At 71.4% G+C, this 12,013-nt stretch carries 9 protein-coding genes; 5 read left to right on the top strand and 4 right to left on the bottom strand.

What is annotated here, in order from left to right; translation table 11 throughout:
- Positions 1–182: 182 nt before the first annotated feature.
- Positions 183–1,763 (bottom strand): sigma-70 family RNA polymerase sigma factor, encoded by a 1,581-nt coding sequence (locus tag FJ309_11630; protein MBM3955246.1) that lies wholly within the window; start codon positions 1,761–1,763, stop codon positions 183–185.
- A 324-nt stretch (positions 1,764–2,087) separates the two neighbouring features.
- Between FJ309_11630 and FJ309_11625 the strand changes: the two genes are divergently transcribed.
- The 3 genes from FJ309_11625 (at position 2,088) to FJ309_11615 (ending at position 6,135) form a co-directional block, all read left to right on the top strand.
- Positions 2,088–3,851 (top strand): hypothetical protein, encoded by a 1,764-nt coding sequence (locus FJ309_11625; GenBank protein ID MBM3955245.1) that lies wholly within the window; start codon positions 2,088–2,090, stop codon positions 3,849–3,851.
- A gap of 287 nt (positions 3,852–4,138) precedes the next feature.
- Positions 4,139–5,437 carry a DUF3419 family protein gene (locus tag FJ309_11620; GenBank protein MBM3955244.1) on the top strand — a complete coding sequence of 433 codons (1,299 nt, stop codon included), beginning with the start codon at positions 4,139–4,141 and terminating at the stop codon, positions 5,435–5,437.
- Positions 5,434–6,135 (top strand): class I SAM-dependent methyltransferase, encoded by a 702-nt coding sequence (locus FJ309_11615; GenBank protein MBM3955243.1) that lies wholly within the window; start codon positions 5,434–5,436, stop codon positions 6,133–6,135. Before FJ309_11620 ends, FJ309_11615 begins: the two co-directional genes overlap by 4 nt.
- A gap of 29 nt (positions 6,136–6,164) precedes the next feature.
- On the opposite strand, the gene FJ309_11610 is transcribed toward FJ309_11615, so the two are convergent.
- The gene (locus FJ309_11610; protein MBM3955242.1) at positions 6,165–6,890 is read right to left on the bottom strand and encodes a hypothetical protein; all 726 of its coding nucleotides are present in this window, start codon (positions 6,888–6,890) and stop codon (positions 6,165–6,167) included.
- A 16-nt stretch (positions 6,891–6,906) separates the two neighbouring features.
- Positions 6,907–8,382, bottom strand: a complete 1,476-nt coding sequence (gene guaB / locus FJ309_11605; protein ID MBM3955241.1) for an IMP dehydrogenase — start codon at positions 8,380–8,382, stop codon at positions 6,907–6,909.
- A gap of 172 nt (positions 8,383–8,554) precedes the next feature.
- Between guaB and FJ309_11600 the strand changes: the two genes are divergently transcribed.
- Complete coding sequence (locus FJ309_11600) at positions 8,555–9,199, top strand: hypothetical protein (protein ID MBM3955240.1); 645 nt, start codon at positions 8,555–8,557, stop codon at positions 9,197–9,199.
- Between the two features lie 92 nt (positions 9,200–9,291).
- Complete coding sequence (locus FJ309_11595; GenBank protein ID MBM3955239.1) at positions 9,292–10,224, top strand: hypothetical protein; 933 nt, start codon at positions 9,292–9,294, stop codon at positions 10,222–10,224.
- Between the two features lie 30 nt (positions 10,225–10,254).
- Here FJ309_11595 and ilvD read toward each other — a convergent pair whose 3' ends face one another.
- Positions 10,255–11,937, bottom strand: coding sequence for a dihydroxy-acid dehydratase (ilvD, locus tag FJ309_11590; protein ID MBM3955238.1), 1,683 nt, complete (start codon positions 11,935–11,937; stop codon positions 10,255–10,257).
- Between the last annotated feature and the right edge of the window lie 76 nt (positions 11,938–12,013).

Genomic DNA, 12,013 nt, shown 5'->3' with positions numbered 1-12,013 from the left:
CGTGTCGAGCATCCCCACCCTGATGGTCTTCCGGGGAGGCCAGCTCGTGCAGCAGATGATGGGCGTCCAGCAGAAGTCCCGGCTCCAGCAGGTGCTCGACGAGGTCAGCGGTGCCTGATCGGCGCCGGGCCGGCGCCCGACGCCCCGCCGCGCGGCCCGGGGCCGCGGCGGGGGCGTCAGGCTCAGCCCCCGGCGGCGGCGACGAGCGCGCCGTGCTCGGCGGTATCCTCGTCGCCGTCCACGCGGACCTCGACCGTCTCGCATCGGCCGATCGTCGCCGCGACTGCGGGGCGCGGCGGACGGCCAGTGTCGGTGAGTTGATCGGGGAGCCGGGCAAGGCGTTCGAGGGCGGCATCGCTGACGAACCCCGCCAGCGCCCCCTGCATCCCCGGCTGCCGCAGCTTTTCGACCGCCTTCGCCTCGATCTGCCTGACGCGCTCGCGCGTCACGCTGAAGATCGTGCCCACTTCCTCGAGCGTGTATGAATAGCCGTCGGCGAGACCGAAGCGCAGCCGGAGGATCTCGCGCTCGCGGTACGTGAGCCCGGACAGCGCCTCGGCGATCGAGTGCCGCAGCGCCTGGTGGTTGGCGTTGCGGAGCGGGTCCTCCTCGCGCGGGTCCTTGAGGAAGTCGGCGTGGCCGGCTTCGTCGTCGTCCGACAGCGGCTGGTCGAGCGACACCGGCTGCCGCGACATCCGCCAGATGCAGGTCGCCTCCTCGACCGACATCCCACCCGCCTCGGCGAGCTCCGCGACCGTCGCCTCGCGCCCGTGCTGCTGCCGGAAAGACCGGGCCACCGCGCGGAGGCGCGACATCGTGTCGATCATGTGCACCGGCACGCGGATCGTGCGGCTCTGGTCGGCGATCGCCCGGGTGATCGCCTGGCGGATCCACCACGTGGCGTAGGTCGAGAACTTGAATCCGCGTGCGTGCTCGAACTTGTCGACGGCGCGCATCAGCCCCGAATTCCCCTCCTGGATGAGGTCGAGGAACGACAGCCCGCGATTCCGGTAGCGCTTGGCGATCGCGACCACGAGCCGGAGATTGCCGGCGGCGAGATCGCGCTTGGCGGCGTCGTACTCGTGCTGCAGCGTGTCGAGCCGGGCCAGCCGGCGGGCGAGGGTGTGGCGGCTTTCACGGGCGAGGAGCAGCAGCCGGCGGCGCTCGCGGACCGCGGCCGGCGTCGCCTCGAGGCCGGCGATCCGGCTCCCCACCTGCCGCAGCTCGCGGAGCAGCGGGTAGAGCTTCTGGATACGGAGGTGCATCTCCTCGACGAGCCGCACCGCCTTGGCGCGGAGCCGCACCAACCGGCGCCAGGCGGCCTGCCGCGCGGCGGCCGGGGCACGGCGCGAGAACGCGACGCGGAACAGCCGGTCCTTCTCCGCCTCGATCCGGTGGAGCGTGTCGAGGTTGGGGCCGAGGCGGCGGAGGAGGCGGCGCTTCTCGGTGGTGTCGGTGACCGAGACCTCGATCGTCCGGTCGAGCCGCACCGTCCCGGCGTGGACACGCTCGAGGAGGCGAAGGGCTCCGGTGAGCACCATGTCGTTGCCCAAGAGCGTCGCGCGGAACTGCCGCCGCCACGACTCGATCCGCCGGGCGTTGGTCACCTCGGTCTCGCGTGACAACAGCGGGATGCCCCCCATCTGCAGCAAGTAGACCCGGACGGGGTCGTCGATCACCGCTGCCCGCCGGGGGGTTGGCCGCGCGGCGCGGCGGGCGACGACCGGGGCTCGGGCGACGGGGGGGCGACCAGCGTGACTCATGGCAGGCTCCACGGCGAGGACCGGTGGCGACGGAGATGTCGCCCCGGTTCCGGGGGAGCAACCGCGGTGCCAGCCGGCGCGGGCGGTGCGGCAACCGCCGAGAAATGCCCTGATTCACCGGGTGAATCGGGAAAAACCGGCCGCCGTCGGCAGCCCGAAGCCTGTCGCACGCCGACGACGCGTCGCCCGGCGTGTCGCCGCCGGACGACGCGCCGGCGGGGGAAATCGGGCTCGCCGCGCGGGTGGGGGAGGGGGCTATACTCGCGCCGCTTCGGACCGACCGGACCGACGGCGTTTTCGTTCCGATTCCCCGGAGGGTGACGCATGACGCTGATCCTGCTGGCCATCGTCGGCGTGGTCTTCCTCCTCGGCGCCATCGCCCTGGGCATCGGCCACAAGGGCTGGAACTGGGGAACGGTGGCCGCCGGCTGGCTGGTCCTGCTCTCGGCCCTCGGGGCGATCTTCCTCATCGCCATGCTCGCCCAACGCGAGCGCAACTGGCGGAGCATCATCACCGGCTACGAGACGAAGATCGCCCGCGAGCGCGACGCCCTGGTGGCCGGCCCCGGGGGAGTGCTCCGCCCCGACCCGGCGCTGAAGTCGGTCGAGTCGCTCGCGGCGGAGCGGTTGCGTTGGCTGCGTGTCCGTGACCGGATCAACACGTGGCGCGGCCGCCACTGGGACAACGCGGCCTTCACGCCGCCGGCGCAGGGGCGGCCGGCGACGCTGTCGATCGAGGGCCTCGAGAGCACCACGCTCAATCCCGGTGCCGAAATCTACCTCTTCGACCGCCGCCCGGTCGAGGAAGGGGGGCGCTACCTCGGTGCGTTCCGCGTCGACTCGGTCGACCGCAACCAGCTCACGATCTCGCCGCTGGCCGTGCCCGACGCCGCCGACGCCAAGCTGTGGGCCGAGCCGCGCGACGCCGTCGACGTCTTCGAGACCCTTCCGGTCGATCGGGCGCTCGCCTTCACGCGGACGTTGCTTCCCCCCGGTGCCGGCGCCGAGCCCGCCGCGGACGGAGCCGGGGGTGACGCCGGAACCGCGCCGGCAGCCGATCCACTCCCGACCGACCCCGGGACCGGCGTGATGCCGGCGCAGCGCCGCATCGACCCCGAGGCACTGCTCCGGCACCTCGAGGAACGCCTCGAGCAGGTGCGCCTCCACGACAAGCCGCTCGGTGCAGCCGGAGACGAGCCGAGCCCCGCCACCCCGCCGGCCGACGCGCTCGCCACCGACGCCACCGCTCCCGAAGCGGAGGCTGCGACCGCACCGGTCGAGGTTCCGGACCCCGCCACCGCTTCCGATCCGCCGCGTGGCGTGCGCTGGGCGCGGGTGACCTTCAACGCCGACCATCGACACGTCTGGCCCGACGGCTCGGCATCGCAATTCCGGAAGGGGGAGACCGTTTCGGCGTTTCCCATCGACCAGCTCGGCGCCCTGCGCACCGCCGGCGTCGACGTGACGGCGGAATGGATCATCCCACCGGGCCTGTACTGGGCGACGGTCACGTTCACGCAGGAGCACACCTTCCCACGGCCGCAGGGCGCGCCATTCACGTTCCCGGTGGGAGCGACGGCGGAGTTCGACCTGGAAACCGCCCGCACGCTCGCCTCCCAGGGAGTCGCCACGATCGGCACGGTGGTGTACCGGCGGCCGCTCGCCGACGGCTACACGGCGCTGCGTGGCGCCGGCACCTACGATGCCGCCGGAGTCGCGCTGCCCGTGGCCGCCCGTGGCTTGATCGTCACCCGCCAGATCCTCCGCGACGACATCGCGTCGATCCGCTCGATGAGCGAACAGCTCGCCAAGGCGCGGACCAATGCCGAGATGGAGTTGGGCATCCGCCGGCAGGAGTTGGCCGATCTCGAGGCCGACCAGACCGAGTGGCGGGCCGACGTGGAGGCGGCGTCACGGGCCGCGGACTCGTTCGAGGCCCGGACCGAGGCGGCTGGCCGCGAGCTGGCCGACGCGGAGCAGGCCATCGTGGCCCTCGGCCGCGAATTGTCGGCTGCCACCCGGACGCTGACCGCGACGATCGACCAGACCGCGCCCCCGCCGGTGGTGCCGGCACTGCCCAACCGCTGACACCCGGCGACTGCGACGCCACTCCCGCGGCGCCGAACCGGGCGCAGGCCGGTGGATCGGGGGCCGGCCCCGATCGGCGCCGTTGCCGTGGTTTTCCGTCGCGTGCGCCGCCGTCACCCCGACAGCCTGCCTGACCGGCACGGTCACGGCTTGGCAATCCCCACACGGCGGGGAAGAGCCAACGGCTCCAATTCGATCCCCCCGGTACACTGGCCGCGGGACCGAAACCGCCACCCAAAGCGTCACACGTGGCCGCGATCCCCACCCCTTCCGCCGGAATCGCACCCATGGCCTCGACGACGACGCAAGCTCCGCTCCCTTCGACGCTCCCGGGCAACCAGGCCCGGCTCCGCAAGGCCGTACACCATCACCGCCTGGCCAGCAAGCGCGGGATGCTCGAGCGGATGTTCACGCTTTGGTTTCGGGGATTCGTCTACAACCAGATCTGGGAGGATCCGCGGGTCGACGCCGAGGCGCTCGGCCTCGGCCCCCACTCGCGCCTCCTGACGATCTCCAGCGGCGGCTGCAACGTCCTCAACTACCTCGTCCACCGCCCGGCGAAGATCGTCGCCGTCGATCTCAACGCCAATCACATGGCGCTGCTGCGGCTCAAGCTCGCCGCGGTCCGCCACCTCCCCGACCACGAGTCGTTCTACAACTTCTTCGGCCACGGCCGGCACGACGACAACGTCGCCAACTACGAACGCTACCTCCGCCCCCATCTCGATCCGCTGACGCGCTCCTTCTGGGAGACGAGCGACTGGCCGGGGAGGAAGATCGGCCCGAAGCGGATCACCTACTTCCACCGGGGCCTGTACAACCAGGCGAAGCTCGGGCAGTTCTTCCGTGTCGTCCACGGACTGGCGCGGACGATCCGCCGCGATCCGTCGCGGCTGCTCACGGCCCGCACCCAGTCCGACCAGGAGCGGATCTTCGACGAGGTCTTCGATCCGCTGTTCCGCAACAGCATCATCCGCTGGCTCGGTCGCCAGCCGGTCGCGGTCTACAGCCTCGGCATTCCGCCCAGCCAGCACGCGGCGATGCTCGAGGAGAGCGGCAACAACGGCGCCCGGCTGTTCGACACCTACCGCGAGCGCGTCAAGCGCCTCGCCTGCGGCTTTCCCCTCGACGACAACTACTTCGCCTGGCAGGCCTTCGGGCGCCGCTACGACCACGAGAACCGCCGCGCCGTCCCCGACTACCTCAAGGCGGAGAACTTCGAGACGCTCCGCGAGACCGTCGACCGCGTCGAGACCCACGTCGCCTCGCTCACCGACTACCTCGGCACCGCGCCCCCGGGCAGCCTCAACGGGTTCATCCTTCTCGACAGCCAAGACTGGATGCCGCCGCGCGTGATCGACGAGCTGTGGGGGGAAATCGCCCGTGTCGGCAGCGACCAGACACGGGTGATCTTCCGCACCGCGGGGGAGAAGTCCCCGGTCGAGACTGCCCTCGAGCCCGCCACGGCCGCCCACTTCGCCTATCGTCCCGAACGCTCGCGCCGCCTTCACGGGCAGGATCGCTCGGCGATCTACGGGATGTTCCACCTCTACGAGAAGGTGCCCGCACCGACGGGAGTTTCATGAGCGGCGTTGCGATCGGCGGAGGGGATGCCCCGCACCGCGCCGACCAGGCCGCGGCGATGGACCGGATGTACCGCATGACGCGGCACGTCTACGACGCCACGCGGCGCTATTACCTGCTCGGCCGTGACCAATTGCTCGCGCGGGTGCCGACCGGCCCGGACACTGCCACGCTCGAAGTCGGCTGCGGCACCGCCCGCAACCTGATCCGTCTGGCGGGGCGCCGGGAACCGGGGCGGCTGTACGGCCTCGATGCCTCGCAGGAAATGCTCGAGACCGCAGCGGCCAGCATCGCCCGCGCCGGACTCGCACAGGGCCCCGGCCGGGAGATCGTCCTCCGGCAGGGTCTCGCCGAGGAACTCGATCCGGCACGCACCTTCGGGCGTCGCGAGCCGTTCGACACCGTGTTCTTCTCCTACTGCCTGTCGATGGTGCCGACCTGGCCCGGGGCGATCGAGGCCGCGCTCGCCGCGCTCCGTCCAGGCGGGCTGATGCTGATCGTCGACTTCTGGGACCAGAAGGAGTTGCCGCGGCTGTTTGCCGCCGGCCTCAAGCGCTGGCTGGCGCTGTTCCACGTCCATTACCGGCCCGAGGTTCACGAGGCCCTGACGGCCCTCGGGCGCGTCGGCCGGGCCGAGGTGACGTTCGAGTCTGTCGCCCGCCGCTACGCCTACATCGCCACCGTCCGCAAGCCCTCTTGAGACGGCCCCGGGTCCGGTTCCACGCCCGGTCAGGGGAGCAGGAACACCAGCCCCGTGACCGTCGCCGCCTGGACGGCGAATCCGCGCGGGCTGATCGGCGGCGCCGGGCAGGTCCACGGGGCGCAGCTCCCCGGCCGGTAGTAGCCGAGCGGATAGACGCATTCCCACGGCAGTTCGACCCCCGCCTTGTAGGGCAGGACGGGGAGGGTGACGAAGAAGTGGGCGGCTGACACGAACGGATCGGCAAGGCAGCCGTAGCTGTGGCCGTAGCGTTCGAGGTTCCAATCCTCGAAGTACAGCGGCTTGTGGCAGACGCCGGTCGCCTTCCAGGTCATCGTCGTCGAAGCGAAGCGACGCGGCTCGAACGATTGCCCCTCCAGCCGGCACTCGCACGGATAATCGTTGCCCGCCTTCCCGCGCACGCGGATGTCGAGGTCGATCGACGCCAGGTCGTCGTCGTGGGCGAGGGCGAGGGCCTCGGCGCAGGCCTTGTCGGCCTCGGCACAGGGATCCTTCTTGGCGTCGCGCTTGGCCTGCTTGGCGTCGCGATTGGCGTCGCGCGGCTGCTCGGTGGTCCCCGCCCGCGCACCGGTCCGTCGGCCGTCCGTCGCGCCTGCCGCGCTCCCGCGCGGGGTGTCGGTGCCGTCGGCCCGCGGGGCCACCCGGTCGGCCGACGTCCGGGCCGTGGTCGCCGGCTCGGGGGAATCGAACAGTGCCGCGGCGGCCAGGGAGGGCAGGCCCGCTGCCAGGGCCACGACCAGCGCCCTGACGTCAGTCCCCCTGCTTGTGCTCCACCGAGTAATTCGGGGCTTCCTGCGTGATCGCGATGTCATGGGGATGGCTTTCGCGGACGGCGGCCGCCGAGACCTGGATGAAGCGCCCGTCGCGCCGGAGTTCTTCGATGTTCCGCGTGCCGCAATACCCCATGCCGGCTCGCAGCCCGCCCACGAGCTGATAGACGAACGAGCTGAGCGGCCCCTTGAAGGGGACGCGTCCCTCGACGCCCTCCGGCACCAGTTTGTCGCGGCCGCGGCCGGTGGCTCGCTGACGGTAGCGCTCGCTCGATCCCTGGACCATCGCTCCGAGCGACCCCATCCCGCGGTAGGCCTTGAAGGTCCGCCCCTGGAAGAGGACGGTCTGCCCCGGGCTTTCCGCGGTACCGGCCAAGAGCCCGCCGATCATGCAGCAGTGGGCTCCGGCCGCGATCGCCTTGGTGATGTCTCCCGAGTAGCGGATCCCTCCGTCGGCGATCACCGGAACCCCGGCGGCGGCCCCCTCCTGCGCCGCTTCCCAGACCGCCGTGATCTGGGGAACGCCGACGCCGGAGATGATCCGCGTGGTACAGATCGACCCGGGACCGATCCCGACTTTGACCCCATCGGCGCCGGCCTGGATCAGGTCGCGACAGCCTTCCCGGGTTGCCACGTTTCCGGCGACGACCTCGATTGCCCAGCGTCTCTTGATCGCCGCGACGGTCTCGATGACGTTGGTCGAATGGCCATGGGCGCTGTCGACGACGACCATGTCGACCCCCTTGGAAATCAGGCTCTCGACGCGCTCGAAGTCGAACACGCCGACCGCGGCCCCGACCCGCAGCCGGCCCTGCCGGTCCTTGCAGGCGTTGGGGAACCGCTTCATCATGTCGATGTCCTTGATCGTGATCAGCCCGGTGAGCAGCCCTCCGCCGTCGACGAGGAGCAGCTTTTCCACCTTGTTGGCCATCAGGATCTTCTCGGCCTCGTCGAGCGACACCGCCCCGGTCGCGGTCACCAGCCCGGTCCGGGTCATGATGTCGGCGATCGGCGTGTCGCCCCGCTCGAGGAAGCGCAGGTCGCGGCGCGTGATGATCCCGACGAGCTTCCGCCCCGCGACGGTGATCGGCACGCCGGAAATGTTGTGCTGATCCATCACCTCCCGGGCCCGGTCGACGGTCGCCTCGGGGGGGAGGGTGACGGGATCGACGATGATCCCGTTGGCACTGCGCTTGACCTTGTCGACCTCCTCCGCCTGCCGCTCGACGGAGAGGTTCTTGTGGATCACCCCGAGGCCGCCTTCCTGGGCGAGGGCGATCGCCATCTCGCTCTCGGTCACCGTGTCCATCGGCGAGCTCACGATCGGGATCGTGAGGCGGATGCCACGGGTGAGGTGGGTGGAGACGTCCACCTCGGCGGGCACGACCGCCGAATGGCGGGGAACGAGGAGGACGTCGTCGAAGGTGATCCCGGTGGCGACGATTTTGCCTTCCATGACGGCGAACCTCCCGGTGGGAAAACCGCGGATTATGCGGCACGGCCACCGCGCGGGGCAACGAGCGGCGGCGGGGTCGGGTGAATCCGCGGCGCATGGCCGCGGAGCGTGTCCTAGGGTTATGCACGGGCGGTCCTCGACCGCCGCCCGCCCCGCTCGTCCGGAGCCGATCATGCCCCTGCCGTCGCCCCTCCTTCCTGCCGGCCTTGCCCCCGACACCGGGTCGGCGGCGCTCGAGGCGCACCTCGCCCGTCGCCGTTACGGTCGGTTCACCCTCACCGACGCGATCCGGCCCGGCTGGCCGCTGGAGGTCGTGCCGCGCGCCGGCTACCGTCACGACCGCTACGTCGATCCCCGTGGCGGGCAGTTGCAGGCCCTCGTGGCGTCGGTCTCGAGCGAAGCGCTGTTCGACACGTTCCTCGACCTTCTCGAGCCGATCGGTGGCGAGTGCGACGTCATCCTCGAGACGTCGCACGACCGGCCGCGGAGCGGCCACGTCGACCTCGTCCGCCACGGGATCGAGCGGACGGTGCTCGAAAGCGTGCTCTGGGAGTACGACGACGTCCTCCTCGACGACGGGTGCACCGGCATCGCCGTGATGCACCCCGAGCACCCCCTCGAGGTTCAGTTCGACGCCCACAAGCTTCTCGTCGTCTACGCCCCGGACACGACGGCGTTCGAGCAGGTGCTCCGCGACCGTCGGGTGCCCGCCGACGAGACGCTGCGGTTCGTGTTCCAAGCGGAGCACGTCCACGCCTCCCACGGCCGCTTCGCCCGCCGTTTCGAGGAGCTCGCGGCCCGACTGGCCGCGGAGTGAGGGGGCTCCGGGCCAACTGGCCTTGAGCCACCGACCCCTTTCCGCGACCCTTCCGCCCCCCGGACCCGATCCGGTCGCGAACGGAGGGGTGGATGCCACGGACGGCGACGATCGCGGTGCTTCTCGCCCTCTCGGTGGCCCTGCCGCGCGGCCTCGACGGCGAGCCGCTTCCTCCGCCGGGGGTGCCGTTCGACCCGCGCGCCCCGCTTCCCCCGGGTACCGTGATCGCCCCCACGGGCCCCGTCGCCTCCGGCCCGCTACCGCCGATCGGTCTCCCGGCCCAGCCCGGCAACTCCGTGGTCATCCCCCCGCTCGACGCCGAGCTGGTGTGGGGAAACCTCGTCGACATCGTCGACGACTATTTCAAGGTCCAGGCCGAGCAGCGCGCGGTGTTCACCGACGGGATCCCGACCGAGGGACGGATCGACACCTACCCCCAGACCGGTGCCACGCTTCTCGAGCCATGGCGGGGTGACTCGATCGGGTTTCGCGAGCGCCTCGAGAGCACGCTGCAGTCGATCCGCCGCGCGGCCACGGTGCGGATGATCCCCGATCCGGCAGGCTGGCGGCTCGAGGTGGTCGTCCTCAAGGAGCTCGAGAACCTGCCGCGGCCGATGCGCGCGACGGCCGGTGGTGCCAGCTTCCGCAACGATTCGTCGCTGTACCGCTACGGGACGCCGCTTCCGACCCTCGGCCAGCAGGTCGGCGACCAGCCGCGCCCCGTCGCCAATCCGACCGCCGCGATCGGCTGGATCCCGATCGGCCGTGATCCGCTCCTCGAGCAGCGCTTGCTCGCGCGCGTCGTCGGCCGGCTCGGCGTGCCGGTGTCGGCCGGTCCCGCCGTCGTCCCGCCGCCGGGCGTGACGCTCGGGCCGGGGCCGCTGCCGGGCCCGGCACCTGCTACGGCGGCTCCACTGCCGCCGCCCGTGTTCGGCGCGCCGATCGCTCCCGAGCAGCTGCCGCCGGGCGCGACGATCGCCCCCGGACCGCCGGTGCCGATCGAGACGCTGCCGGTGCCGCGCTGAGCGCCTCCGGCTCACCCGACCGCAGGCCTCTCAGCCGGCATCGGTGACGCAGCCCGCCGAGGCCGGAGCGACGCAGCGCACGTACTTTCCGAGGATCCCCGTGGTGGCGGTGGGAGGGGGCACGGTCCACGCGGCGCGGCGGCGGGCGAACTCCGCGGCGTCGACCTCGGCATCGAGGGTCGCCGTCTCGGCATCGATGACGACGACGTCGCCGTCACGGAGCAGCGCGATCGGTCCGCCATCCTGCGCTTCGGGCACGACGTGGCCGACGATGAAGCCGTGGGATCCCCCCGAGAATCGGCCGTCGGTGATCAGCGCCACGTCGGCGCCGAGTCCGGCGCCGACCAGGGCCGACGTCGGCGTCAGCATCTCGGGCATCCCGGGCCCCCCCTTGGGCCCCTCGTAGCGGATCACGACGACGTCTCCCCGCGCGATCGCGCCGCGCTCCAGTGCCGCGAGCATCGACTCCTCGCGGTCGAAGACGCGGGCCGGGCCGCGGAACCGGGCCCCTTCCTTGCCGGTGATCTTCGCCACCGCGCTACCGGGGGCGAGGTTGCCGTGGAGGATCGTGATGTGGCCCGTCGGCTTGATCGGGTCTTCGACCGGCCGGATGATTCGCTGCCCGGCCGCCAGCCCGGCACTGCCGGCGAGGTTCTCGCCGAGGGTCCGCCCGGTGACGGTCAGGCAATCACCGTCGAGGAACCCCTTGTCGAGCAGGTACCGCATGCAGCCGCTGGTCCCGCCGACGGCGTGGAGATCCTCCTGGACGTAGCGCCCGCTCGGCTTGAGGTCGGCGAGATACGGCACGCGTCTGGCAACCGCCTGGAAATCGGCCGGTGTCAGATCGATGCCGACGGTCCGGGCCATGGCGATCAGGTGGAGCACGGCGTTGGTCGACCCCCCCAGCGCCATCGTCATCACGATCGCGTTCTCGAACGCCCGGCGCGTCATGATGTCGCGGGGCTTGATGTCGCGCTCGAGGAGCAGCCTGATCGCGGCCCCGGCCCGCCGGCACTCTTCCTCCTTGGCGGGATCCTCCGCGGGGATCGAGGCGCTGTCGGGGAGCGCCATGCCCAGGGCCTCGATCGCCGTCGCCATCGTGTTGGCGGTGTACATGCCACCGCAGGCCCCGGCACCGGGACAGGCATGGCGGACGATGTCGGACCGTCGGGCGTCGTCGATCCTTCCGGAAACGTACTCGCCGTAGCACTGGAAGGCCGACACGATGTCGAGCGGCGTCCCGTCGGCGAGGTGGCCGGCGCGGATCGTGCCGCCGTAGACCATCAGCGCCGGCCGGTTGAGACGCCCCATCGCGATCAGGCAGCCGGGCATGTTCTTGTCGCAGCCCGGAATCGCCACCAAGCCGTCGTACCACTGGGCATGCATCACCGTCTCGATCGAGTCGGCGATCACGTCGCGCGAGGGAAGGGAATAGCTCATCCCCTCCGTGCCCATCGAGATCCCGTCGCTGACCCCGATCGTGTTGAACCGCATCCCGACCATGCCCGCGGCGACGACACCGTCGCGGACCCGGGCGGCGAGACGGTCGAGGTGCATGTTGCAGGTGTTGCCCTCGTACCACATGCTGACGACTCCGATCTGCGGCTTCGCCAGATCGGCGGGCGTCAGGCCGGTGCCCAAGAGCATCGCCTGCGACGCCCCCTGGGAGCGGGGCTGCGTGATCCGAGAGCTGTAGCGATTGAGGATGCTCATGCCGGGCCCCGGGGAGGGAAGACGCCCGGCCTTTCCAGCCGCGGCGGCAGCAGAATAGTCTCTGGCCCCACCGCCG

This window comes from Planctomycetota bacterium (assembly GCA_016872555.1).
Classification (GTDB): Bacteria; Planctomycetota; Planctomycetia; order Pirellulales; family UBA1268; genus F1-20-MAGs016.
Note: the sequence above shows the minus strand (reverse complement) of the source record. Positions and strands in the feature narration are given on the sequence as shown.